This is a genomic window from Brevibacillus sp. MS2.2 (assembly GCF_013284345.1).
GTDB lineage: Bacteria > Bacillota > Bacilli > Brevibacillales > Brevibacillaceae > Brevibacillus > Brevibacillus brevis_C.
Genome location: NZ_JABSUZ010000023.1, coordinates 16886 through 42730, shown reverse-complemented (window position 1 = coordinate 42730; position 25845 = coordinate 16886). Strand labels below are relative to the sequence as shown.

Below are 25845 nucleotides of genomic sequence, written 5' to 3'. Positions count from 1 at the left end.
AAAGCACCTCCTCTGTCTCGCCAATGGAGAGTAGACTCCCAAGAGCGAACAAAGGGGGTGCTTTTTACTGATTACTTCACGAGATCGCGCATGATCTCTTCTGCTTTGATGTCAGTTGTTATCAGCTTCTCTTTTTTCATCCAATCAATCAGTGTTTGCCAAGATTCGGCCGTCTGGTATCCAAAAGGCTTTTCTCCCGCATCCATCAACGGAATGAGGATATCCAAGCTCTTGGTCTCAATGTCTTTTTCCAGCGGGAAATCCGTAGCCTGTTTGGTAAACAACAAATCGAGTGCCTTTTCCTTATTATTTTTCACATAGTCCTGTCCCTTGCCAATCGCACGTAGGAAACCTTCCACAGCTTTCTGTTTTTTGCCCAAAGTCTCGTCACTTGTCGCCAATACGAGCTCATAGTAGTCTGGAACACCAAACTCAAAAGGCTTGAACACATTGACTGGAACGCCGTGCTTCTCCAATATCGGTTGCTCATGGTTGATATAGCCACCTACCACTGCATCGACTTTTTTTGCCGTCAACGCTGGGACGATGTCAAAGCCGATATCCGTGAAGGTCAGTCCGGAATCATCGCCACCACCATGCTTCACAACTTGACGTACGATCGATTCATCAAGTGGAAGTGATGGATAACCGATATTTTTTCCAGCCAACTTCTGCGGAGTATCGATTCCACTGTCTTGGCGCGTCATGATCACGTTTAACGGATGACGTACAAGTGCACCTACAGATACGACAGGGACTCCTTCGGCACGAGCTTGGATGAGCTGTGGTTGATAACTGATTGCCAAATCTACTTTGCCCGCAGCCGCCATCTTCAACGGATCATTGCTGTCTGAAGGCATTTGCATGGTCACCTTGAGGTTCTCGTCTTTGAAGTAGCCTTGCTCCTCAGCGACATACAAGAAGGAATGTACAGCATTCGGATACCAATCGAGCGCAATGGTAAGCTCAGTCGGCTCCGCTCCTTTATCAGCAGGGGCTTGCGTCTGACCAGCATCGGTACTCGCCTGATTGCCGCAAGCAGCAAGACCTGTTGCTAATGTGAGTGCCATAAATGCTTTCGTCCATTTGTTGAAAGGTTTCATTGTTGTTCTCCTTTGATTTTCATATGCGGGGAAAAATGACGTTCGACTCGTCCAGCCAGCCAAAACAGCAGCATGCCTAGAATCGAGAGCAACAGGACCGAGGCAAACAACGCGGGAGCCTGAAAATTGCCAGATGCCCGTCTGCCAAAGTACCCGAGTCCCTCGCTCGCTCCCAGCCATTCCCCAATCGTCGCCCCAGCTACACTGTAGCTAGCTGCCACTTTGAGACCACTGAAGAAATGGGGTAAGCTCGACGGGAGTTGCAGCTTGGTGAAAATTTGTCCGTTCGTTGCCCCCATCGTTTTTAACAGCTGGAGCATTTCCTTGTTTGTTGAGCGAAGTCCATCATACGTGTTGACGACGATCGGAAAGAAAGTAAACAGAATCGTAACAGCGATTTTTCCAGATAAATCATACCCGAACCACAAAATGAATACGGGTGATAATGCTATAAGGGGGATCGTTTGGGAGATGACGATATACGGATAGACCAAGCGCTCCACAATCCGACTGCGAATCATCGCAAATGCAAGGGAGATTCCAAATACAATCGAGATCGATAGCCCCAGTAACACTTCCTTTAACGTCGCCCAAAGATGTACACCTACTAGAGAGGAACGTAAATCCCACAACGATACAACCACAGCGCTAGGCGGCGGTAAAATGAATGGCGGCACTCCGAAGAAGTGACAACCAGCTTCCCACGCCAAGAGAAAAATGGCAATGGAGATGCCAAACCAGATGCCTCTCCCCATCATGCTTCTCTCCTCAACGGCTTCATTGCTGCTTGGCGATCCTGTCGAAGCAGTTCCCAAATTTGTTCACGCAATGCCAAGAATCCGGCTTGGTTGCGACTGCTCACCGTTCGTGGTCTGCCCACCTGAACGGTTAATTCGATCGGCTTAGTGATCGGACTACCTAAAAGCACAATAATACGATCTGCAAGTAAAATGGCTTCGTCGATGTCATGTGTAATCATCAGCATCGTACTGCCTGTTTCCTGCCACTTTTCCATCAGCCACTCTTGCATGTCCATTCTCGTAATTCCATCCAATGCACTAAACGGCTCATCCAATAGCATCATCTCTGCACCAGAAAACAACGCGCGCAAAAAGGAAACTCGCTGACGCATTCCACCAGAAAGCTGGGCTGGATAGCTGTCAGCCCAATCCTGAAGCCCGTACCTAGGCAGTTGCTGTCTGACACGCTCATGCGCTTCTTTTTTCGTCATACCTTTGATTTCTAGCGGCAAAGCTGCATTTTCGACAATCGTACGCCATGGCATGAGCAAATCGCGTTGGGGCATATAGCCGACCTGCCCCAAACGATTTGCTACCGGTACACTGCCGAGCCTGATTTCGCCTTGTCCCGGCTCAAGAAGACCTGCGATGAGTTGAAATAAAGTGCTTTTCCCGATCCCGCTCGGACCGATCAAGCTGACAAACTCCCCTTTTTCCACACGCAGATCAAAATGATCAAGAATCTGCTTGTCGCCATACGAAAAGCTGACGTCGGCGAAAGCTAGTTGTTCTCCCACGGCCACATTTCCTCTCTGTAGGACATGTCCCAGAACATGTACTCCATTTTGGAGGTATTGACAAAATACTCTTCCATCCTGGCCAGCTCTTGCTCGCTCTTTCCTTCCGCCAAATGATTCATGATCTCAATCAGCCAGATCGCCAGTTGCCCAAACTCATCGGAGCTGTACATGCGTACCCACTCCCCGTACAGTTCGTGATCCAGCGCCCCTTCTACTTGAGCCAAACGCTTGCCGATCTCCCAATAACTCCATGTGCATGGGAGTAGTGCACTCACCAATTCTGCCACCGAGCCTTGATGAGCGACACGCAGCATGTAGCTCGTGTACCCGAGCATTACAAACGAAGGCTCTGTTGCTTCCAGCTCCGCGCGAGAGATACCAAAGCGCTCGGCATACTGGCGATGCAGCTCCATCTCTGTGTTCAGCGTTGATTCTTGCAAAGCGGCGAATCTGGAGCTTGTTTCCAGATCGTACGCCTTCACACTCGCAATTGCGAACATTTTGGCGTAATCAATCAGATAGATGTAGTCTTGTTTCATGTAATATTTGAATGCACCAACGGGCAGGCTGCCATCTCCAAGTCCGGTGACGAATGGATGTTGATGAACACGCTCCCAGATCGGGGCTACACTTTTTCTCAATCGATCAGTAAAGGTTGCCATGCGATACTCACTCCTTCGCTTCCTTTGGGGTATTGCACCAGTTGGCAATAAAACGGGCCATGATCTGGGCAAAATGAACAAGCTGGTCAGGATCAATGGATTCATCTACGGCATGTGCATGCATGAGCTCACCGGGCCCGAATAATACAGCCGGAATGCCTGCATGCGCAAACCAGCCTGCATCTGTCACCGTAGGCGACATAGTTACACTGGGCGCTTGATGCATGTGACTTTCATAGGCAGATTGCAGCGCTGCCAAGCCCGGATGTTTCGTATCCAACTCCAGTGAAGGAAAGATTTCACCGCGCTCCTCAATCATCGAACGTCCACCCCAGCGGAATGTCGGAGGATGGTCTCTCAGCCAAAGATCAGCTGCTGCTACACGCCCGACGTGATCCTCGATCTCTCGGATGATCTCTTCATGGGATTCATTCGGATAAAAGTGAACGGTAATCCAGAGAGCGCAACGGTCTGCGATGAACGCGGCGTGACGACCTCCCTCGATGACTGCGGGATTGATCGTATTGCTGCCTGCCGGGAAGCCGGGATAGGACTTCATGACGGCCCAGTCCCGTTCCAGCTCCTGTAGTGCGGTGATCACCTTCGTCATTTTTTCAATGGCAGAAGCTCCCCGGACACGTCCGCCTGCATGAATGGTCTGTGCGCGCATTCCGTCATGCAGCGTCGTCGGACTCTCAATCGTGATCCAGCCTGTAATGACACCGCCCTGCCCTTGCATGTGGAGATTGCTCGTATCCACTACAACGGCGTAGTCAGCCTGATAGCCACGCTCGATAGCGACCAATGTCCCCGCTTCGCCTGCTTCTTCTCCGATGACGGATTGAAAGAGCAGATCTCCTTGGAGCTCGATTCCGTGCTCGCGCAGCATTTGGATCGCAAACATGCTCGCAGCGAGTCCACCTTTCATATCAGCAACGCCACGGCCGTACAAGCGTCCATCCTTGCCATGTGTCAGAGCAAAGGGTGGATAGGTCCACCCCGTGTCATCTCCAACTTCAGCCACATCGATATGCCCGTTGACAATCAAGCTGTTTGCCTGTGTAGAGGCACTCCCTGATAACCGACCGACGATATTGTCGTCTCCTGGATATACCGTCCAGCGATCGACCTCGAATCCCATCGCTTGCAGTCTGTTGGCGATTACTCCTTGCGCGGCGTGGCTGTTTCGCGCGGGAGGACTTACAGTCGGATGAGAAACGAGCTCTGCCAATAATGCGAACAGCTCTTCTTTGCGGCTGGCAATCGATTCTACCGCTTCTGTCAGTCGATCCACGCTACTCAATCAACCCTTCAGTCGGGCTGCTTGCGGACGCGTAACGTTTTTTCGCGATACGGCCTGCCAGGAATCCTTTGCGACCTGCTTCTACTCCGAGCTTCATCGCTTCTGCCATCAAGACAGGATTATCAGCAAGGGCGACTGCTGTATTCAACAAGACACCGTCAGCACCCAGCTCCATCGCTTTCGCGCAGTCTGCTGGAGAGCCGATTCCTGCATCCACGATAATCGGTACTTTGGCATCCTCGATGATAAAGCGGAGGTTGTTTTCGTTGACAATCCCTTGTCCGGAACCAATTGGTGACGCACCTGGCATAACCGCATGTACGCCAACCTCTTGTAGACGTCTAGCAAGAATCGGATCATCATTGGTGTAGGTCAGTACGATAAAGCCTTCTTCCACCAAGATTTTCGAAGCCTCGAGCGTGCCAATCGGGTCAGGGAGAAGTGTTTTCGGATCTCCAATGACTTCGACCTTGATCATGTCACACAGGCCAGATGCTTTGGCCAAACGGGCAATGCGCACCGCTTCTTCCGCTGTATAGGCACCTGCTGTATTTGGTAGCAGGGTGAATTTTTTCAAATCGAGTTGTTCCAAAAAGTTTGGTTCTTGCGGATTTTCCAAATTCAAGCGACGAATCGCAAAGGTCAAAATTTCTGCTTCCGACACCTCTACTGCTTTCCCTTGTGTGTCCAAGTCAGCGAATTTACCTGTCCCGAGAAGCAAACGGGAACGAAACTCGTACGGTCCAATTTTCAATGTATCCATCATGATGATCATCCTCCTCCGACAAAATGAACGATTTCTATGCGATCTCCGTCTGCAATCGGTGTTTGTTCGTACGCTGAGCGGTCAATAATTTCACCATTTCGCTCCACGACGACAATCTTCTCTTGCAGGGAATAAGAAGCGAGCAAGGCCCGCACTGTCGTGATCTCTTCCGCCAACTCTACTTTTTTCCCATTCAGCTGAACAATCATTGATTACCTCCTTCTACTGGAAAAAAAACGGCTTCTCCCGCCTGCCTGAGTCGATTCAGACAAACAGAAGAAGCCGTATACCCATCCCATCTCACGGGACGAATGGCATAAAAAAACCATCCGCCTCGGATGGTTGAGTGAGATCTTATCATGCATGCACGCAAACAAGCATAGTTCCGCTCGGATGCGACACGTGATACTGATTCCAAATACCTCTTCCTCCGCTGGCATGACCCAGGTCAGGTTCAACGGTCAGTAACACACTCGTTACAATCTCAGCCAACGTTGCTTGGCTCCCGTTTGGTAGTAAAGCTATGCAATTGTCGTACATTCGAGTACTACAGTACCACTCTATTTCGTGTTTGTAAAGGCTTCCTTGTGCATCCTTTCCAGCTCAACGAGACAACGTTCTGCCCAAGCTGCCATTTTCGCCAGCTTTTCCATTTCTCTCTCCATCGCCTGACGCACAGATTCCTTGTAGTCTGGAATCGCGCCATTATAGCGAATGACCCCTTGGACAGGCGTCATGAATTTTTCCATGTAAGAGAGTGCTGGACGCTGGTGAAACAGCGGCACATCTACTTCGTAGGAAGAATGCAAATCGCCTTGCGTTGGGTATTTGGTCACTGCCAACACTTTTACCAGCAGCTTCGAATCGTGGATTTCCAATACTTCTGTAATATATTCACCCGTTCGCTGCGCAACACGAACGATATCTCCCGGATTCCAGTTCATCGCGGATTCCTCCTTTTATTATGGAATGTATTTACATTAGTGAGTCTTCCAGCAGTTTGCGAGCATGTAGCAATACTTCCTCCGCATCCACTACCGACTGACCGCCACCCTGTGCCATGGCAGGATTCCCCCCACCTTTTCCGTTAATAACCGGTAAGGTTTCTTTCAACACCTGATTGATGGCTACATTGACTTCATGCCCACGAGCAAACACGACTTGCATTTTGTCTTCAGTAGTAGCTGCCAAGAGGCAAATTGCATCTGGCGCCAGAGCAGTAGCCAGTTGTGCGAACTGCTGAAGCTGTTGAATGGTTTTGTCTGTGAAGGTACGCATAATGAGGCGAGAATGACCGAGTTGGCTAGCAGCAGATAGTTGTTGATTCACTTCCACTTCCAAGAGCTGCTTATCCACTTCTGCCAATTTTGCCTTCAAGGCGTCGCGTTCTGCAAGGAGGCGTTCCGTCTGTGCGATCAGTTCCCCTTCATTGGTAGCGAGCAGCTTGGCCGTATCACGAACGACAGCTTGCTTTTGGTTGTAGTCCCGCAAAGCTCGCCAGCCACAGATGAATTCCAGACGAATGTTTCCGCGATGTCGCTCCCAGCCCAAGATCTTGATCATCCCGACTTCGCCCGTACGCGCTGGATGTGTCCCTCCGCATGGGTTGTAATCAAAATCAGGTATCATCACGACACGAATATTTTCAGTAACGGTCGGCTGTTTTTTCAAGGGCAGCGTTGCCAATTCCTCGTCATCAACGAACCGCGCAATGATGGGGTGGTTTTCCAGAACAATCTGATTCGCTCGCTTTTCTATCGTCTCCCATACATCTGCTGTCAACTCATCCAGTCGTACATCAATGGTGACACGTTCTTTACCCAAGTGAAAGGCAACGGTTTCCGCCTGCACGACTTCCAGGAAGGACGCGGATAAAATGTGTTGGCCAGCATGCTGCTGCATGTGATCGAAGCGGCGGTCCCAATCGATGTGACCCGTTACTTCCGTTATGCTTTCCGATAAGGGGGCTTCCAGTCGGTGACGAATTTCGCCATCTACCTCTTCCACATCTACTACACAAATCTCTCCCAATACGCCCAGATCAGAAGGCTGTCCGCCTCCAGTAGGGTAAAAAGCCGTTTGATTCAGTACCACGTAAGGTGTCCCATCTTGCTCAACACCAGTTCTCGTCACCTGGGCCGAAAACGTTCTCGTATAGGCATCCTGATAATAGAGTCTGTCGTCCATTGTTACTCCTCGCTGCATGGAACTGTGGTTCCAGCCTGATTCTCCCACTAGGGGGCAAAACGAAAAACGTATGTATAAAGCTTAGCCAAACAAGTGATCCATTTGTTTTTCGCGCTCTTGGCGCTCCTCTGGGCTCGCCAGGTCATACTTTTTCAATAAATGAAACAGCTCGTTTAGACGCTCTTGGCTAAGTTCGCCATTCAACTGATTTTTGAATTGACTCACACGCAACTCTGACAGATGTGGAGCTTGTTCTGCCAGTTTTTTGAGTACGTCCTCATGGCTGTGATCCAATTTGCATTCTCCCATGATTTCTCCCCTTTTCCTTCCTGTCATCTTCATCATACCATGATTTTTCATTTGAAAAAAAGGCGTACAGCCCCCAATGGAATGTACGCCTGATGACTATGCACGCTTACGGACGCGAAAGTTCTCCTCGATCAACAGCCAGTTTTGCGGAAATGGCAAACCGAGTTTCCAGTAGCTGACGCCTCTCAAACCGAGTTGTTTAACCAGATTGAACTTGGCTTGAATCGATCGTGCATCCTCAAACCACACCTGATGTTGCTTGCCTTGATCATCAGTGTACGTAAAAAACGGAGCCTGTGCGCGATAGTCATACCGGATCACTGCATTATGCTGCGCAGCCAGAGCAATGGCTGCTTGCGGACTCAGAGCTTTCGCTGTCGTTCCTCGCTCGTACGGTAAGGTCCAGTCGTATCCGTACAGATTTTGGCCCATCAAAATTTTCTCGGCTGGCATTTCGGTAATGGCGTACTGCAAGACACGCCGCACCGGTCCGATTGGAGAAACCGCCATGGGAGGACCACCACTATAGCCCCATTCATACGTCATGATCACGACAAAATCGGCAAGCGCTCCTATCGCTTTGTAATCATGGGCGGAATACCATTTGCCTGCTTGCTCGGCACTCGTCTTCGGTGCGAGCGCAACAGACATCATCAATCCTGCTGCATGTATACGGTCCCTTGCTTTTCGCAAGAAGTTCGCGTACGCTTCTGCACCTGTTGTGGGCAATGCTTCCAGATCAAAATGGATATCCCCCATTTCCAACTCACGGGCGGTCGCGAGAATATTATCCAACAATTTGTTCTGGAGCTCTTGATCGTTCAGGATGAGTGCGCCCAATTCCGTACTGAACTGACCTTTTTCCAAATTCGTCACGACCATCATAAGTAGGACCTGGTTTTCTTTTGCGATCGCCGGAAAGTTGTTCAGATTTGGTCGTTGGAGGGTTCCATCCCGTTTAATACGAAAGCTGAACGGCGCCAAATACGTAAGATGAGGGGCAGCCGTTCGGACATCCGCTTCCATCGCTGGTGGGACAGTTCGACGCGGTTCCACATACGCATTGAAATCAGCCGCTCGTCTAGGGCGAGGCGGGATGTAGAGCTTTTGCCCGACTTGTAGCGGTTTATAGGGAGAAATCCCATTGACGCGAGCAAGCTCTGCTGCGCTGATCTGGTTACGCTGACCAATCGTATACAACGTATCTCCTTGTTTAACCCAATAGTAGCTACCTACAATCGGGATCACCATCGCCTGCCCAGTTGCCAGCTTATTCGGATCTGGCAGTTCATTAGCCTTGTTGATCGCTTCCGGCGTTGTGCCGTACGTCTCGGCGATGCTTGCTAAGGTTTGTCCTTCTTCCACCACGTGGATTTGCATACGCCTCCTCCTTCGCATTTCTTCTCTCTCTGTCATATTCATGGCGAAGGAATTAGGTGTATGTCTAGGCCAGAGGTTTCAATACATCGTATAAAAATCCAACGGACTGGATGGCATAATGGCGTTCTAACAATTCGTTTCGTTGAAAAATAAGCAAGGCGGGAACGCTGGTCACTTGCCATTGCTCTGCCAATGCAGGCGCCGTATTAATGTTGATCTGATACAGAGGAACGGTAGGCCATGTTTCTTGCATGATGCCGAGCATGCGTGCTGCTAGCTTGCAGGTCCCACACATCGGTGTATAGACAAAAAGAGCGACCGACTCTTTTTCTTGCAGGTATTGGATCAGTTCTGTTGAGGTTAGTTCTTGCAAGTCGTATCTCTCCTTTCTGCACATTGGACATGATGCAGGATCTAAACAACCTTTTTCTCTTTCGCAAACAAAAAAACGACAGCAACCAACCATAAGGTAGCACTGTCCATTTGGTACTCTTATACAATTATAGAACAAAGCTAACCACTACTCTACGACTCATTGCTTGATTGTAGTTGGGGCGGCATTTACACATACTTCATCTTGTCTATATTTTGTATTTTTATAAAAGTCATCGATATTTATTAATGGAAGCCAATATAATGGGTTATCTTTCAATATCCCCTCTAAAGCTAGTATAATACCAGAGCTCCCTGTTTGAAAGTCATTAGACAAACGATAACAAAACTGCCCTGGAAATAAAATATGATTTTCCTTAGGAATTAAAAATAAACGTAACAATTCTATTACACAATCTTTTTTGTTTGTGTACTCAGAATCACTTTTTCCTAGTAGAGGCGGTATCATCAAAAAGCTTCCAGCGCCATCGTAAAGCCCCCCACTAAAGCTACATCTAACACGATATAAATTCGTAATTAAGCTCAATTCTCTTTGGTAACGTTTTTTATCGCTAACATGATTTAGGTAAACGATTGCTATTCCTATACCTACCGATCCCCCTGAAAGGTAAGGTAATAAACGATTGGAGTCATCAATCGTTTGCAATGTGCTTTTGTCTTCTTTTGTTTTTTCTAAATCTTTATCAATACATTCAATAGATTTTAGGTAATAACTTTCCTTTTTGGTGACTGCATACAAAGCCGAGTAAAACAACGAGACTCCAGACCAACCATCCATTATACCGATTGGAATCCCAGCCCAATCCTGAACTTTTAACTCTTTCTTCTCGCTCATAAAAGTATCAATGATACTAGCGACAAATATAGCTTTTTCTAGGAAACGTTCATCTTGTTCTTCTAAATAAAGACTAACTAAACCAAGACCTATTCCTGACAATCCTGACCTTAATGATATATCAGACGAATTAAGATTCATGTTTGCAAAGATATTTATTGCTTCTTTTTTATAACCGATTTCATATAATGTTGTCGCTATGCCTGCCTTACCTGTTAATAATCCACTTTGTTCAATAGAATCGATGTTTTTCATTAATTCATTTTCAATCCAATGGTTTATATACTCACTCACAGTACCAGATCTAAAAAATGCTAGTGCAGCTCCAGTGCCCCCATTTTGTACATTGTATTTCCCAGCTTTGCTTTCAAATTGCCTGATATCGCCATGAATTAATTTTTCGCTACGAACAAAATTTTTCTCAATACCATTTCTGAGACCTTCTATAATGGAGGAAATATCCTTTTTCATCGCATTTTTATAAATGGCCTGCAACCTATTCTCTTCTCCTATAAATGATAAATGCTGATTACATTTTTCCGTTATCATTTCTACAAATAGTAGAAAATCCTCTCCATAAACTTTTTCAATCCATTGATCTTGATAATCATACATACCGGAATCAATATCCTCGATTGGTCCAATTGGCAATAAACAATATCGCAGAATTTTCTTTATTGCATACCAGTCCCTCTCTCCGTTATTTTTATTACGTGGATGGGAGAATCCGCATGTTATCAGTGTAGGCTTTCCTTCCAAATCCTTAGGTCGTGCTGTTTCAAAGTCAATCAGAGTAACGTCTAAATCTTCGGATATGATGATATTTGCTGGTTGTAAATCTCCCATTCCTACACCATTTTTATGCATTTCTTCAACAATAGACACCAATTTAGTAAGAATATTATGTATTTTGTTCTTGTAGACTTTGATATCACCATTATTAATAAAAGGGTAGTTCGCTACAATCCAGGATTCTAAGTCAATTCCATCCACATACTCTTCCACAAGAAAACTATGTTTCCAATGTGTAAAGTAATCTAGTATATTTACAATTCCATCTACTTTCGATAGCTTTGATAACGCATCAAGTTCCATTTTTTGTCTTTCTAATGCATCAACTTTTTGACCATCCAATCCTGATTTTGGCCTTGCTTCTTTAATAATGACTTTCTTTTTATCTTTCTTCCTTTCTGTCAAATAGATTCCTCCACCATTCGTAAAGCGAAGTGCACTTTGAAATTCGTATTCTTCAAATTTATTATTTTCTACTTCAGCCTCAATAGATGTGGTGTTTAAAGAATCTAAATACTGATCAAATTCTTTAACAAAAGAAGGTACTTTATAGTAAGGAACCCTTTCGTCTACAAGCAATTCACCATTTTCATCTTTCATGCACAATTCGCCTTGTTCGTTGAATATCATTGCAAATCCGCCATACCTATAGTAAACATTGCTGTTTTTCCAACATTTGTCACTCAGAATGTATGGACCACTCTCAAAAGAATGAAGAGTGGTATATAGTAGATCTAATAAATTTAAAAAATCATCGTCACTAGGAGGATAGATCGTAATAAACTTTCCCGAACTTGCTCTATTTGCGGTCTTTGAGTTTGTAGTAAGATAATCCCATTCGCTTGCAAGATGTTTGAAATGGACTTTACGTTCAACCAATATATTACTGACTTTCTGTAAAATCTGTTCGGCATTATCAAGTGTTGCACTAATATGGATTTTCCAGCCTTGAGCTTGCAAGGATTGTTCTTTAAACATGTACATTTTCCATACGGAATTTTCTTCCTTGCTCACTACACAATCATCTGATAAATTTGTCACATTAAATTCTCTCTCAGTAACGCTTGATTTGTTAGGAGTGAAATATTTCGAGTTTTCATTTAAATAATCATAATAAACCATGTTTGCCTTCATGATATACGCTCCTCTCATAAATGATTTATGTACCTCTCCCAATCATTTGTAAGCTACATCTTATTTATTCGTCTCAATCAAAAGGACCTAGTTGAAGTTACCCTTCAACTAGGTCTTCTCTGAAGAAGCACTTTACAACCATTACCCCCATGGCCAATGGCAAATGTTACTATACAATGACCACCTAGCAGCTGCTTCACTTGCCTCGTTTTGAGGAAGTTTTTGTAAATTCAGTACTTGATTCATTATCATTCACCTCCTTCCAAAATTTAGATGAAATGTCGTGACTATTATAAAGCTTGTACTATATTAATGCTCCGCTCTTCATCGCAAACTAAAATTCTAACCACCTTTAAATCGAATCTATATTACATATTTTAACAATAAGTGGATATTATTGTCAAATGAATTCGAAATCTGCGATATATTCAGTAAATTTCCCAAATAGCTGATGATACCAGATTCTTGGAGAGTCACCTCTACTGAGTTTTTCATCTTTTATTTGGGGAAGAGAAGCCTACGAAAAAAAGTAGACTACAAGAAATAGTTGATGTAGTCTACTTTCTCTTTAAACCTCAACGCTTAACGCGCAATCGTTGTATGAGCCAACTCCTCTGTCACGGTACAGACCGCACTCGAATCCCAGCTACCCTTGCCTTGTGCTTTCGCTGCCTCATACATTTGCGCAACCGTTCCTCCAACGAGAACAGGCACTTGCTGTTCACGTGCGGTTTGCGCATAGAGCTGCAAATCTTTGTGCATATGATCCAAGGAAAAGACTGTATTTTCATACGTACCATACAAGATGTTAGGCCCAAAAACAGAGAGCACACGATTGTGGGCAGAGCCTTTGTCCATGACTGCTGCCAGCTTGTGTGGATCGACACCTGCTTTTGCCCCGACACTGAACGCCTCGCCCAACGCTGCTGTGATGACGGCAACGACTGAGTTGTGACAAAGCTTCGCAACTTGTGCGGCGCCGGATTCCCCCAGATAAAAAATTTCCTTTCCAATTGCCCTGAGATAGTCCATGATTTCTGGAAGCTTGGCCTCATCACCGCCGACCATAATGGTCAACGTTCCAGCAGCAGAACCCGCAGGTCCTCCACTCACCGGACAATCGTAGTAGTAGATCCCTTTTTCTACGCCGTGCTGATTCAGACGTTTTGCTGTAGCAGGATCGATCGTACTTGTATCAAACACGAAACTGCCCGCCCCTAATGATAAGAAAAGTCCGTCCGTACCCAGCATGACTTCCTCAACAATCGCAGGACCTGGAAGCGAAGTGAAAACGACACGTGCTACGCTACCCACTGCCCGTGGAGACTCGACGACTATCGCTCCTTTTTCCTTCGCCCAGGCTTTTGCTGCCGGACTTGGATCATAGGCATACACGTGGTAGCCTTTTTGCAATAGATTACAGACCATCCCTTTACCCATTGCACCAATGCCGATTACACCAATCGCTTCCATCTTCGCTCCTCCTGCTTTCCCTATACTTATGGTCGAATATAAACGGTTTTTGTCTCGACGTAAAAATCGAGCGCTGACTCCCCTTGCTCTCTCGGCCCCAATCCCGATATCTTTTTGCCACCAAACGGAAACTGTGATTCAAAATGAGTCGACGGCATATTGACATGCGTGACACCTGACTGAATGCCTTTGACAAATTGGAAAGCTTTTTGCAAATCGTTCGTAAAAATCGTGGAGGATAAACCAAATTCCACCTGGTTAGCCACTTGCATAGCATGTTCGAAAGAGTCCACATCGATCACAGCGATCACAGGGCCAAAAATTTCTTCGTTGGCAATCGTCATCTCCTGTGTAATGCCGGTAAATACCGTCGGTGCGACGAAGTAGCCCTGGGCGAGATCACCTTCTACCAGGCGCTTACCCCCACATTCCAGTACGCCACCTTCTTCGATCCCCTTTTGTACATAATGGAGATACAAATTAAGCTGATGCTCGTCCACTACTGGACCGTTATGATTCTCTGGATCAAAACCATTTCCGACTTTCAAGCTCTTCGCTCGCTCGATCAGTTTTGCTTTTACTTGTTCGGCTACTTCGGGAACGACCAATACGCGACTGGTCCCCGTACAACGTTGCCCATTATCGAAGAATCCACTTAGTACGATGGAATCGATAGCGAGGTCAATATCAGCGTCCGCGAGAATGATCGCCGGATTTTTCCCACCCATCTCCGCCTGAATTTTGCCCCCTCTGGCTCCAACTGCTCTCCCCAAGGCAAGTCCTACTTCAGAAGAACCGGTAAAGGAAATGCCTTTGACCAGTGGATGATTCGCCAATTCATCACCAATTACCGCACCCGGTCCTGTTACCAAATTCACTACACCACCCGGTACGCCGCTCTCAATCAGGAGCTCTACCAGCTTTACGCTAATCAAGGAGGTGTTGCTTGCTGGCTTGAACACAACCGTATTGCCTGCGAGGATAGCCGGGACAATCTTCCACAAGCCAATCCCCAATGGAAAATTCCAAGGCGCAATAATCGCGAAAACCCCGATTGACTCTCGCACCGTGTAACCAATTACTCGTTCATCAAAGGAAGGCACCGTTTGACCTGTCAGGCGAGTGGCTTCCCCAGTCAACTGCTTCATGGAAGTGATTGTCTTGGTGACCTCGCCTCTCGCTTCCCGCAAAGTTTTTCCGACTTCGCGGGTAATCGTTTCTGCGAGGTCTTCTTTGTGTTTTTCCAATAAGTGAATGAGGGAGAACAAGAATTCTCCGCGTGAGGGAGCCGATTTTTGCGACCATTCACCAAAAGCATTGGCAGCAGCTTCAATGGCAGAACGCGCATCCAGCCCGTCCGATTTTTGAAAATAACCGAGAACCTCATTCGTATTGGCAGGGTTCGTACTAGGGAAAACTTGCCCAGTATGGCTCGTCACCCAAGCGCCATCGATGTAATTATTGTAGGTTGCTGTCAAATCGTCTCCCACCTTCCGTATCTTATAGGAGTATTGTATATAGCAAAAATTATGAATACAATGTATATACAGACACTTATTTCCAACTATAAATGTGTATTTCTCTACATGGAGGACACGTGGATGAATTCATTTTCGCTCCTGCTTCAAAAGCTGCACGAATGGTTTGGTGATCAGCCATTTTCGATCTGGTTCCAATTTTCGCGTGATCGACATTTTCGGCTTATTTTTTCCTCTTTCCATGAAACCGCTGCCACAAATATTCCCCCTACGACAGTACCTCGCTGTGACGGCGATGCTAGCCACATGCGTTATACATATGAGTCTCTTCCCTCCCAACAGATGTACCGTTTTTTCTACGATAAGGAAGGACAAGCTGTTATTTGCCTTGCACATAAAGCAAACCAATCAGTCATCCTTACCTCTGACCAACGGGAACTACTGTGGTTCGGGATTCACCTGTTGTTGGCAGAAGAAAAAATGACTGCCAAAGCGGAGGAAAGCAAGAAGCTCTTTGAAGGGATTCGCTCCATATCTGCAACCCTCGACGTTCACCAAATCATCCGTGGCATCATTGGTAACGCACTGGCTGTTATCCCGGCTGCTGATGCAGGTCTTTTGCACTTGTATGATCCCACTATCGACCGATTGATCCCGAAAGCGACCGTCGGTTTTCATGATACGGTGTTCAAGGATCTCAAAATGCGGGTGGGCGAATCCATCGCGGGCAAAGTGTTTGAAGACGGTATCCCGCGCATGTACAAAACCAGTCAAGAAACAACCTACGCGATGAAGGACATCTCCGCTGACAACTTTCACTCCCTGAACCACGCAAAAACATTGCGAGACTTGAATGGATTGCTATGCGTTCCAATATCACGTGAAGAAAAGCGTATCGGCGTGCTGGTTCTGCATCAGTTTTATCAGGAAAATGTGTTTACGGAGTACGACCTCGACCTCCTCCAAGGCTTCGCAGACCAAACTTCCATTGCCCTGCAAAATGCCGAACTCTATGCAGAAGTCAAGCGAGCGTATGAACATATGGCTGCCATGAGTGCCCAACTGCAAGCTAAGCATGATGATTTGATACAGCGCAACCAGATCCATGAATCGATCAAGCAGTTGTCCCTGCAAAATAAAGGGGCAGGAACAATCGTAAAGACCCTCAGCAAAATGACAGGCCATTCCATCTATTTTGCCGATTGGCTTGAGCAGAAAATGTATCCGGAAAAGAGTGTTTTATTTTTTAGCTGGGATGAACTGTATTCATTGCTGAACAAAAGAAGACAGCCTGTTTCCGTCAGCCTGTTCTCTCCCGCTACTGGTGACGATCAACTGTTTTGTTTGTATCCACTAATCAATGGGAGCATCTTTCTCGGATGTCTCATGATTCCCTTAGATGAATGCGGGCTATCTGATCTTGCACGAATGACGGTCGAGCAAGGGCGTGCTGTGCTCATACTCGATTTGGTGAAAAAGCAATCGATCAGCTCCGTGCTGTACAAGCGAGCACACGATCTTTTTCAAGAGCTGATTGCAAGCAAAGGCAATGAACTGGTTGACCGCGCCCGTTCGATGGGGTTACAGCCGCAAGCAAAATACTACGTAGTTTATGCCCATCTGACGCAGTGCCACGATCTGGCTTTGCTAGAAGCAAACATTCATCGGCTCATTACCCGTTGGAAATGGGAGTTCAGTAAAACCCAGATGTTTGTCTACGGATTCCATAACCATGTCACGCTTCTTATTCGGTCTCTCGGGTCCCGAGATGGCAAGGACATCCGGGAGAGGCTACAACAGGCGTCCTATGAGTGGGAACTTGGCAAGGAAGCATCGTTATCGATTGGTGTTGGAAGTATGGCAAGCGGGATTGAGCAAATCAGCAAAAGCTACGAAGAAGCCAAGAAAGCCGCTCACTACTTGACCAACCGCAGCCGTTATGGTGTGGTGCACTACAAAGACCTGGGCGTCAATCGCCTCATGCTGAACCAGAGTCAGGCCGATATTGATGCATTCATTCAAGATGTGTTTGCGCCATTCTGGCAAGACCCGGAAAAATATCAGGAATGGGAACAGACGATCATGACCTATATGAAATACAGTCAATCCCCTCAACTCACCGCCAAGGAGCTGCACATTCACGTCAATACGTTGTATCAGAGATTACGCAAAGTCGAGGAGCTTCTTCATATCGATTTGCGCAATCCGGAAGACTTGCTGAAATTACAGCTCGCTTGTCATTTGCGCCAGGAAGGATGAATCGAAAAAGGCAGGGGTAGCATTGGACAGAAAAAAGTCCTGGGCTACCTTTTGTTTACCATAATAAAATTATGTAAATAATGAAATTTCTCCTTGTAATATTTGGATATTCATCCATAATGAACATGGGGGCAACAGACAACAAACACCCCAGAGATTCGCGCCCTACTCTAGGTAAAGGAGTGATGATGTTTTGGATTCGCAAAAACAAATGGAAAAGCATATGAGAGGTTCCAAACGATAATTTCATCCCTTCTCTCATATGCTATGGGAGGAAATGAACGAAATGTTTGCTCAAAAAATGGTTCAAGGAACGGAACTCACAACTGATAGCTTCCATAGCGCGACCGATCTGTTTGAAGCGTTGAAGCATCATGTATCCATCAAAGGCGTTATTGCAGGTGTGATTCCCGGTAGAATATTCCTGTCAAATGACGCGAGATCAGCCTTCTTGACAAGCCCCCAAGGTATTTTTCTAGGAGGCAGTGTTGATAATCCGCTCTTCTTTAAAGAAGTGAATGCATTGCTCAAAGAGGAGATTTTACCGCAGCTTGCTGCTGATGAACAGCTTGACTACGTCCTGTTTTATCCTACGGATGAGAAGTGGGATGACATTCTCGATATCGTGATGAAAGATCTATTTCCCATGCGAAGTGGACGAATGATCTTTACTCACCATTTACAGGATCTGTCCCCTCCTGTTGACAATCATATTGTCCCGATAGACAGCACCTTTTTGAAGCGTAAAGAATGGATAGGTATTGAGGATGTTCTTGATGAAATAGCAGAGAACTGGCCATCCATTGAAGCCTATGAAGACAAAGGCTTCGGTTGTGCCGCAATTCAAGATACCGATGAGGGGCCTACCATTATTAGTTGGTGCATGACGGATTGGGTAGTAGAAGACGAATGTGAATTGGGTATTGAAACCGATGAGGATTATCGAGGTAACGGATGGGCTCGAAAGACAGCATTGGGTGCTCTCTCACTCGCCAAACAACGCGGAATCAAAAAAGTGGGATGGCAGTGCTGGTCAAATAATATAGGTTCACAGCGAACAGCCTTGTCTGTCGGTTTCGAGTTGCTCGCGGATTTCCCGGTTCTGTTCGGATGGAACCTTCCTTTAAACAATTTCCTTGTCAACGGCAACCACTATATGCGAGGCGACCTGAAATATGGCGTGGAAAAAGACTACCCCCGTTCCGGATGGAGTTATGCCCAAGCACTTGATAAAGGCTGGGATTGGGATGGCGATCCGGCCTTGTATTGGAATGCTGCTTGCATGTTCTATCTCAGTGGTGAAGAGGACCGTGCTAGGCATTACTACAAAAAGGCTATCGAGTACGGCTGGGTAAGCATTCACCACCCGCATTATCATGATTATGTGTACAGAGAACCGGACAGCGAGCAGATCGCTCGTGTTCTTGCTGAATCCGTACGATAATGGAAACGGCCGCCGTTTATCGGCGGCTTTTTGCTGAGCTCATCCATTTTCCCTCTCGTTCTCTGCCTTTGACTGAAAAAGAAATGGCTTGCCGTTCAAGTAGTTTTTGATCATTGGTATTGCATAGGGCTGTTCTTCTTTTAGCCCCTCAGTTTCTCTGGGGTCAGGAGCATGGTGACTATAATTTTCAATCATGACCATCACCGCGAAGCTCTCTAGTGAAGGAAGCCAGTCCCCTTCTAGTTTCCGCAAACTCTCGTAGCCTTTTATGACTAGCTCTCTTTGTGCAGGATATAAACCCAAAATGGTATGGGCGATATCATAAAGATAGTGACCAAACCCACATCTTCCAAAATCAATCGGATGAGGATCACCGTTGTGAAACACGATGTTGCCTTGGTGCAGATCGCCGTGAATGATTCCATAGTGGCTGCTATTCTTGTCCAATTTGGCGAGACAAGTGAGTATTTTATCCGCCGCCAATTCATATAGCTCGAATTCTTCGTCTGTCAGAAACCGTTGGTAATGCTCCGTCAATCTAGCCATGGCCTCCTTGAAGCTATCCGCTCCCCAGATCGGACGTGTAAATTCAGGGGGAAATTGGAAATCCTGAGATACGGTATGCAGCTTTGCTAACAGGACGCCCTCTTTGTAAACTTGGTTTTCCGAAAGCTCTTCATCTGCATGCTCCCCTGTGACCCAACGCATGACGGATACGAATACACAGTCACCATTCGCAAGATCGATGCTCACTGTCTTGGAACCATTGCGGCACTCAATTCCCGTTGGAATCGCTATCTCTATTTTTTCATGCAAATAGCTGAGCCAAGCAAGCTCGGAATCAATTTCATTTCTGTTCTTGTTTCCATGTATGCGGAGTAAATAGGTACCATCCTTCTCTGTTTCGATCACAAACGTGCAAGTATCGGATAGTTGATTGAAACGAAGCCGTTCCCCATCCAAGTCGTATTCGTGCATCGCCCTTTGTACGATTTGCTGCGACTGGGCCACTACCTTCTCGATGTCATCTTCAGACTCCAACTGAAATAACCTCGTCATGCGAATCCCCCTATCACTATATGGATCATATGCTTACATTCGTTTGATTTCCGCCATACTCCTCTTTCCTTTTTTTCGCTTGACTCCAACCTAAGGTCAGACTGCAAACTCAACTTCAGGAGGTGAATCGCCATGTTGTATACCGTTAACGAGGTAGCCAAACTGTCTGGTACCACAATCAAAACACTGTATCATTATCAAAAGATTGGCTTGCTGATGCCCAAAGTCGTTACAGAAAATGGATACAGATATTATGGTGAGAATGAACTCAAGCGGTTACAACAAATCTTGTTTTATCGTGAGCTTGATTTTCCGTTGGACAGCGTTAAAGCTGCACTCGATCACGAACCAGACAGACTTCGTTGTTTAGGTGAGCAGCAAGCGATGTTAAAGGCACGCCAGCTTCGATTGGAGCGCATCTTGGTTACTTTAGAAGAAACGATTCGACACGAAAGGAAGAGAGGAAATATGTCCACTGAGAACATGTTTGATGGATTGAACGAGGAAGAATGGAAACAGGCATTCACTCAACAAAATGAGCATTTGCTGGAAGCGTACGATTTTCAATTGGATACAGAGAATCTGGACGTGGCTTCTATGAATGAAAAAGCTGCTGAAGCGACTGCTTTCATGACGTCTATGGCAGCGGCGTTGAAAAACAACAAAAGAGTCGACGATGAAGCAGTAGTTTCTGCGATCGAAAACCACCTTGCTTTTTTACAAAAAGACCATCCGATTGATGCGAGAGCTTTTGCCGAGCAGTCAAGGTTTTTCCTGTCAGATGAGTTCCACCGCACTATGTTGGAAGAACAGCAAACGGGATTAAGCTACTACATTTGCATTGCTGCCGAAAATTACGCATCCAAGTGAAGTGTAGGTAAACGATCGTTTAACACTTAAACCGGGTGAGCTGCAACTCCCCGGTTCCTTGTTTCGATTCCTATCTGCTGCCTTAGAATACCGCCCTGATAATATGCTCCTTGATTAGCGTCCATCGATCACGAGGATTCGGCATGAATTCCGATGCAATGGCTACGACGAGGTTTTTTTCTGGGATGCAACAGATAACATTACCGCCATCGCCCAGTGCAACGTATGCAAAAACACCGTCCTCTTCACGCAACCACCATAGATACCCGTATTGATTGGGATTCATCGCTGTCGATTCATCTATCCAAGCCTCTGGCATGATCTGATGATTGTTCCAACAGCCACGATTCAGATAGAGCCAACCAAAACGTGCCATGTCACGAGGAGTTAAGGTAAGCCCCCACCCTCCTGTGGAATTGTTGTTTGGATCTTTCACCCATCCTCTCACATCTTTCCCGAATAAATCTTCAAACGCAAATGCCTTCATCTCATAATCAGGGAGTTCTTCCATGCCGATGGGTGCAAACAAGCATTCGTTTGCGAATTCTCGGGCACTTTTTCCTGTGCTGCGTGTAAGGACGGCAGAAAGCAGGTGCGCGCCAGCGGTCGAATACTTAAACGCTCCAATCTCTCCCTTTTGACCGAGCATATCCAGGGTATATGTTACCCAATCGGATTGCATACACATTTTGTCCAGTGGTTCGTGCCAGTCCTCAAAAGCATAGGGGGCTGTCATCGTGAGAAGATGGCGGATGGTGATTGCTTGTTTTTGCGTATCAGTATGATCGGGTGCATAGTCAGGAAAAAATTCCAGCACCTTTTGGTCGACATTTTTGATAAACCGTTTCTCTATGGCAATACCAATGAGAGCAGATAGAATACTTTTCGTTACAGACGCTACATGGTGCCTATCTTTCGGTCCATAGCCATGATAGTAGCTTTCATGGGCGATATATCCATTTCTCACAATCATGATCCCGTTTATGTTGCTGTACGCGGATTTTATGATAGGATCTAGCTCTGCTAGTTTTTCAGCGTCTATGTTCAAGAGGGCCGGGTCTACTGCTTGCCATTCTTTCGTGGGCCAATTGCTTCTTTGCATGATCATTCTCTCCTCAACAAGTGAATATCATTTTTTTCTGACTGGAAAATACACTTCCGTAATAAGCTTCTCAGGAACACTGGCTTGATCGGGTTCGGTTACATAGACTTCGTAGGGCGATCTCACCAATTCATAGCCTTCATTTTCTACCCACTCCCGCAATCTGGCATATACCGCAGTCAATTCTGAGTACGGACCCTTACATACAGACTTTGCACAAAGTCCCCCAGGCAAATCTTTTGTTACCTTTACCTCCTCCGCGACCGGGAGTGCAAACTCGGTATCGTTTCCGGCAGGATTGAATTCAGCGCTGTGATAAATCGTCATCGGCGTACCGAGCAAGGTGAGCTTTTCAGTCGCAATCCTTTCATACAGCTTACTAAAATATTGACCATACCCTGTTGCATAATCATCACTCGTCATCATCTGGCGTAAAGAAACAATATGGATTGGCTGGGTCTCCACAAGCTGTACTTCTATGTTGTCAAGGTATGACATCATGGAGATGCCCTGCTCCATTTTGGAAAGATCATGGTTCAGTTGTTTTATGGTATAGTCCAAAGCGTTTCGTTTTTCGGACATTTCCCTTTGCTTGCGAAGAAGGGCGGAAACAAGCTTCTCCTCCGACTGATCTTCTTCCCATTCCAACATGGCTTTTATTTCGTCCAGCGAAAAATGATACGATTTCAAACGGTTGATGAAGAGCATCTTTTTCAGTTGCTTGATGGAATAATACCGATAGCCATTTTCAGGATTAATCTCGTCCGGGTTCATTAGTCCTATTTCAGCATAATAACGGAGCGTTTTGGTAGACACTCCGCATATCTTTGAGAATTCTCCGATTGATAGCACGGGTTCACCTCCATTGTTCATTCCGTATCGCTATTCTACTTATACCCCTTCCCCTAAGGGCAAAGTCAACGGCATGTATAAAAACTTACATGCATAAACGATGTAAAGTTTGATTTGCAACTGTTTTTTCCCTATTTCTTGGCAACGAATGCACAAATAATAGTCTTACAGCGAAGTTTGCTACATGAATAGAAAAAGAGATAGGAGTTCGCTTTTTATGTCACAATCCGAAAAACGTAATCACTTCATTATCCTTGCTTTGGCACTGGGCTTACTGATGTCTTCCCTCGACAATACCATTACCTCGGCGGCCATTAGTCACATTATTAAAGATATCGGTGGCTTTGAAAGCATGAGCTGGGTCTTCACCTCGTACGTGTTAGCCGCCACCAGTACGATGCTTATCTTCGGGAAAATGTCCGATCTATTTGGACGCAAGTTATTTTACTTACTTGGCATTACTATTTTTCTCATTGGGTCGGCACTTTGTGGCGTTGCCCAAAGCATTGAACAGCTCATCGCTTTCCGTGCCCTTCAAGGAATAGGTTCAGGGGCTCTCTTTCCCATTACTTTCACAATCCTGTTTACGCTTTCCTCTGATCCGAAATATACAGCGCGAATCTCCGGCGTGTTTGCCGGTATCTTTGGGCTCTCTTCTATCGCTGGACCTCAAGTCGGGACCTTGCTCTCGGATTATTTTGGGTGGCGTTGGTGCTTTTATGTCAATGTTCCGATCGGTTTGCTGTCTCTAGTAACGCTTCTGTTTTCCCTGAAAGAATCCCGTTCTCATACAAAGCCAAAGATTGACTATTTGGGTACCGTTACATTAATCGTCACCTGTATAGCTGTCATGCTGGCGCTTGAATGGGGAGGAAAAGCATATGAGTGGTTTTCGTGGCCAATCATCTCACTATTTGCACTTGCCGCAATAGTGGGGATTGCTTTTATTATGGTAGAACGTCATGCACAGGAACCGATCCTTCCCCTCCAAATTTTTCAAAATCGTATGGTGGTCGCGACTTGTATCGCCTGTCTTTCTCAAGGTGCTATCATGTTTGCCGCCATCACTTATTTGCCTATTTTCGCTGTAGCCGTACTTGGATATCCAAACTCCAATAATGTTTTAACACCGTTGATGCTCTCTTTGACGGGAGGTGCCGTGGTATTCGGAATGTTACAAACAAAATTTTCCTTTCGATCTCTCATGGCGTTCTCTATGCTCGCTTGTGTAGTAAGTTCTATTTTGCTTATGTACGTTTCACCTGGCATTTCCTTCTTTTTCTTAACGCTCTTGATGATTTTGTTCGGGTTTGCTGCAATCGGGCCGTTAATGAGCATTGCACAAAACGCGATAGTGCATTCGGTCGATAAAAAATATATGGGCATTTCTTCCTCGATCGTTGGGTTTTGTCGGAACATCGGAGGCGTTCTCGGTGCATCAATCACGGCTGCTGTTGTGAACCAAAATTATGCGAGTATCGTGTCCAAGGGGGCGTCTTTACATGGCATTTCCTTGGAGAAAGCAACTGATCTGCTTAACCCTGAAGTTCTCATGCGTGAGCCTTTACAGATCGAGCCGAGTGTTCATTCTTTTCTAAGTAATTCTCTAGGTAGCGCCATCAATCATGGTTATATCGTGGGATTGATTTTCGCCGTAATTGGTTTCTTTTCCGTACTATACGCAGGCCCTGGCAAGCTTGAGCGTCATAAGCAGGGTGTCGAATCATAAAGGTCTACGTTTTTTTGCGCGGCATCACTTTCTAAAAATGGAAGTATGTTGTATGGTAAAGTATATGCATTTAGAAACCATACTTCCCAAAGGAGAGTGTACATTGTGCGTGAAACCTGTGTTCCGACTGGCGTGGAGCTGAGAGACACTGGCTTTGGATATACGTTGTCTTTAATAGGCGGGAAATATAAAATGATCATTTTATATTGGCTAGCTGAAAATAAAGTGATGCGGCATAATGAGCTGAAGCGCAGTATCGGTACCATTTCCTTTAAAACGCTGAGCTTGATGTTAAAAGAGCTGGAGGCAGATGGCTTGATCATCCGCAAGGAATTTCCTCAAGTCCCTCCCAAAGTGGAATATTCCTTATCTGAGCGTGGCCTTTCTCTCATACCGTTGTTAAATATGATGTGCGACTGGGGTGAGAAGAATAGCTTGCCCCCTCAGGAGGATGTAAAGCAGCAGGCATAACGATTGTTTCTAACAGGAAAAGAAGTATCTCCTAACCGAGGAAATACTTCTTTTTTCATGGGCTTCTTACAGGTTATCAACGAATTTCAAATAATCTTGCGCGCTCTTATCCAATACGCTGCCGGTCGGCTCAAGTTCTTGACCAGGTACATTTTCCCCTGACTCAGTCTCCGTACCATAATACGCAAAGAATGAACGATAATCCGCATGACAATAGCGGAAGGTTGTTTCAAAAGGGGTCAAAATTTGCTCCAGTGTATACCGATATCTTCCCTCTTCCTGATAATCCTCTTTTCTAATTCCAGCAGATACGGCTAATGCAGCTTTGCGATTCTTTAATTTATCGCCTCCCTTTGAACCGTACGCCCACCCATATGCAAAAACATCATCCAGCCATTTTTTCAGCAGCGGCGGACAATTAAACCAGTATACCGGAAACTGTAAAACAAGATTCCCATGCGATTCAATCCATTGCTGTTCTTTTTCCACATCAATGTTTCCATCTGGGTATGCCTTATGCAATTCATGTACGGTATACTTTTCTGGATATTTTTTGAGTTCTTCTACCCATCGCTTATTGATGACGGATGTTTCGATGCTTGGATGAGTGACGATGACAAGAGTTTTCAAAATAGCGTCCTCCTTGAAGGGTTGTTGTTTTATGAGTATAAGATGCTTGCTGCAAATTTGTAAGTATGCACATT

General features: G+C 45.9%; 25 protein-coding genes and 1 riboswitch. Of the genes, 5 read left to right on the top strand and 20 right to left on the bottom strand.

Going from position 1 to position 25845, the window contains the following annotated elements:
- Positions 1 to 71 precede the first annotated feature (71 nt).
- The 16 genes from HP568_RS19660 to HP568_RS19590 form a co-directional block, all read right to left on the bottom strand.
- Entirely contained in the window at positions 72 to 1103 is a 1032-nt protein-coding gene (locus tag HP568_RS19660) for an ABC transporter substrate-binding protein (RefSeq protein ID WP_007729333.1), read from the bottom strand.
- The gene (locus tag HP568_RS19655) at positions 1100 to 1858 is read right to left on the bottom strand and encodes an ABC transporter permease (protein WP_173630002.1); all 759 of its coding nucleotides are present in this window, start codon (positions 1856 to 1858) and stop codon (positions 1100 to 1102) included. The genes HP568_RS19660 and HP568_RS19655 overlap by 4 nt, the downstream gene beginning before the upstream one ends.
- Complete coding sequence (locus tag HP568_RS19650) at positions 1858 to 2640, bottom strand: ABC transporter ATP-binding protein (protein ID WP_173630001.1); 783 nt, start codon at positions 2638 to 2640, stop codon at positions 1858 to 1860. The genes HP568_RS19655 and HP568_RS19650 overlap by 1 nt, the downstream gene beginning before the upstream one ends.
- On the bottom strand, positions 2625 to 3305 hold the full coding sequence (tenA, locus tag HP568_RS19645; protein ID WP_173630000.1) for a thiaminase II: 681 nt from the start codon (positions 3303 to 3305) through the stop codon (positions 2625 to 2627). Before tenA ends, HP568_RS19650 begins: the two co-directional genes overlap by 16 nt.
- Before the next feature lie 7 nt (positions 3306 to 3312).
- Positions 3313 to 4608, bottom strand: a complete 1296-nt coding sequence (locus HP568_RS19640) for an acetylornithine deacetylase (RefSeq protein ID WP_173629999.1) — start codon at positions 4606 to 4608, stop codon at positions 3313 to 3315.
- Complete coding sequence (locus tag HP568_RS19635; protein ID WP_173629998.1) at positions 4601 to 5374, bottom strand: thiazole synthase; 774 nt, start codon at positions 5372 to 5374, stop codon at positions 4601 to 4603. The genes HP568_RS19640 and HP568_RS19635 overlap by 8 nt, the downstream gene beginning before the upstream one ends.
- Positions 5375 to 5379: 5 nt before the next feature.
- Entirely contained in the window at positions 5380 to 5583 is a 204-nt protein-coding gene (gene thiS, locus HP568_RS19630; protein ID WP_007729348.1) for a sulfur carrier protein ThiS, read from the bottom strand.
- 199 nt (positions 5584 to 5782) lie between these two features.
- Positions 5783 to 5893, bottom strand: a riboswitch (TPP riboswitch).
- Positions 5894 to 5934: 41 nt separating this feature from the next.
- The gene (gene kapB / locus HP568_RS19625; RefSeq protein ID WP_048033004.1) at positions 5935 to 6318 is read right to left on the bottom strand and encodes a kinase-associated lipoprotein KapB; all 384 of its coding nucleotides are present in this window, start codon (positions 6316 to 6318) and stop codon (positions 5935 to 5937) included.
- Positions 6319 to 6349: 31 nt separating this feature from the next.
- Positions 6350 to 7561, bottom strand: a complete 1212-nt coding sequence (locus HP568_RS19620; RefSeq protein ID WP_173629997.1) for an alanyl-tRNA editing protein — start codon at positions 7559 to 7561, stop codon at positions 6350 to 6352.
- A gap of 81 nt (positions 7562 to 7642) precedes the next feature.
- Positions 7643 to 7870, bottom strand: coding sequence for a hypothetical protein (locus HP568_RS19615; protein WP_041749457.1), 228 nt, complete (start codon positions 7868 to 7870; stop codon positions 7643 to 7645).
- A 96-nt stretch (positions 7871 to 7966) separates the two neighbouring features.
- Positions 7967 to 9250 carry a glycoside hydrolase family 18 protein gene (locus HP568_RS19610; protein ID WP_173629996.1) on the bottom strand — a complete coding sequence of 428 codons (1284 nt, stop codon included), beginning with the start codon at positions 9248 to 9250 and terminating at the stop codon, positions 7967 to 7969.
- A 64-nt stretch (positions 9251 to 9314) separates the two neighbouring features.
- Complete coding sequence (locus tag HP568_RS19605; protein ID WP_173629995.1) at positions 9315 to 9623, bottom strand: thioredoxin family protein; 309 nt, start codon at positions 9621 to 9623, stop codon at positions 9315 to 9317.
- 159 nt (positions 9624 to 9782) lie between these two features.
- The gene (lanKC, locus tag HP568_RS19600) at positions 9783 to 12404 is read right to left on the bottom strand and encodes a class III lanthionine synthetase LanKC (RefSeq protein ID WP_173629994.1); all 2622 of its coding nucleotides are present in this window, start codon (positions 12402 to 12404) and stop codon (positions 9783 to 9785) included.
- Positions 12405 to 12545: 141 nt separating this feature from the next.
- Positions 12546 to 12650, bottom strand: a complete 105-nt coding sequence (locus HP568_RS30295) for a class III lanthipeptide (protein ID WP_201265926.1) — start codon at positions 12648 to 12650, stop codon at positions 12546 to 12548.
- A 336-nt stretch (positions 12651 to 12986) separates the two neighbouring features.
- Entirely contained in the window at positions 12987 to 13877 is an 891-nt protein-coding gene (locus HP568_RS19595; RefSeq protein ID WP_048032999.1) for an NAD(P)-dependent oxidoreductase, read from the bottom strand.
- A 26-nt stretch (positions 13878 to 13903) separates the two neighbouring features.
- Positions 13904 to 15355 carry an aldehyde dehydrogenase family protein gene (locus HP568_RS19590; RefSeq protein WP_217366679.1) on the bottom strand — a complete coding sequence of 484 codons (1452 nt, stop codon included), beginning with the start codon at positions 15353 to 15355 and terminating at the stop codon, positions 13904 to 13906.
- A 123-nt stretch (positions 15356 to 15478) separates the two neighbouring features.
- Here HP568_RS19590 and HP568_RS19585 point away from each other — a divergent pair, with 123 nt between their 5' ends.
- Together HP568_RS19585 and HP568_RS19580 are read left to right on the top strand one after the other, a co-directional pair.
- The gene (locus HP568_RS19585; protein ID WP_173629993.1) at positions 15479 to 17614 is read left to right on the top strand and encodes a helix-turn-helix domain-containing protein; all 2136 of its coding nucleotides are present in this window, start codon (positions 15479 to 15481) and stop codon (positions 17612 to 17614) included.
- A gap of 286 nt (positions 17615 to 17900) precedes the next feature.
- Positions 17901 to 19058 (top strand): GNAT family N-acetyltransferase, encoded by a 1158-nt coding sequence (locus HP568_RS19580; protein ID WP_173629992.1) that lies wholly within the window; start codon positions 17901 to 17903, stop codon positions 19056 to 19058.
- A 39-nt stretch (positions 19059 to 19097) separates the two neighbouring features.
- Here the strand turns inward: HP568_RS19580 and HP568_RS19575 are convergent, their stop codons facing one another.
- Positions 19098 to 20117, bottom strand: a complete 1020-nt coding sequence (locus tag HP568_RS19575) for a phosphotransferase enzyme family protein (protein ID WP_173629991.1) — start codon at positions 20115 to 20117, stop codon at positions 19098 to 19100.
- 132 nt (positions 20118 to 20249) lie between these two features.
- Here HP568_RS19575 and HP568_RS19570 point away from each other — a divergent pair, with 132 nt between their 5' ends.
- Positions 20250 to 20987, top strand: a complete 738-nt coding sequence (locus HP568_RS19570; protein ID WP_173629990.1) for a MerR family transcriptional regulator — start codon at positions 20250 to 20252, stop codon at positions 20985 to 20987.
- Between the two features lie 82 nt (positions 20988 to 21069).
- On the opposite strand, the gene HP568_RS19565 is transcribed toward HP568_RS19570, so the two are convergent.
- Together HP568_RS19565 and HP568_RS19560 are read right to left on the bottom strand one after the other, a co-directional pair.
- Positions 21070 to 22089 (bottom strand): serine hydrolase domain-containing protein, encoded by a 1020-nt coding sequence (locus HP568_RS19565; RefSeq protein ID WP_173629989.1) that lies wholly within the window; start codon positions 22087 to 22089, stop codon positions 21070 to 21072.
- 27 nt (positions 22090 to 22116) lie between these two features.
- A complete protein-coding gene (locus tag HP568_RS19560; RefSeq protein WP_173629988.1) occupies positions 22117 to 22941 on the bottom strand; it encodes a MerR family transcriptional regulator in 825 nt (274 codons plus the stop codon).
- A gap of 217 nt (positions 22942 to 23158) precedes the next feature.
- On the opposite strand from HP568_RS19560, the gene HP568_RS19555 reads away from it, so the two are divergent.
- Together HP568_RS19555 and HP568_RS19550 are read left to right on the top strand one after the other, a co-directional pair.
- Positions 23159 to 24670 carry an MFS transporter gene (locus HP568_RS19555; protein WP_173629987.1) on the top strand — a complete coding sequence of 504 codons (1512 nt, stop codon included), beginning with the start codon at positions 23159 to 23161 and terminating at the stop codon, positions 24668 to 24670.
- A gap of 105 nt (positions 24671 to 24775) precedes the next feature.
- Positions 24776 to 25141 carry a winged helix-turn-helix transcriptional regulator gene (locus HP568_RS19550; protein ID WP_173629986.1) on the top strand — a complete coding sequence of 122 codons (366 nt, stop codon included), beginning with the start codon at positions 24776 to 24778 and terminating at the stop codon, positions 25139 to 25141.
- A gap of 66 nt (positions 25142 to 25207) precedes the next feature.
- Here HP568_RS19550 and HP568_RS19545 read toward each other — a convergent pair whose 3' ends face one another.
- Positions 25208 to 25771, bottom strand: coding sequence for an NAD(P)H-dependent oxidoreductase (locus HP568_RS19545; protein ID WP_048032989.1), 564 nt, complete (start codon positions 25769 to 25771; stop codon positions 25208 to 25210).
- Positions 25772 to 25845: the final 74 nt, after the last annotated feature.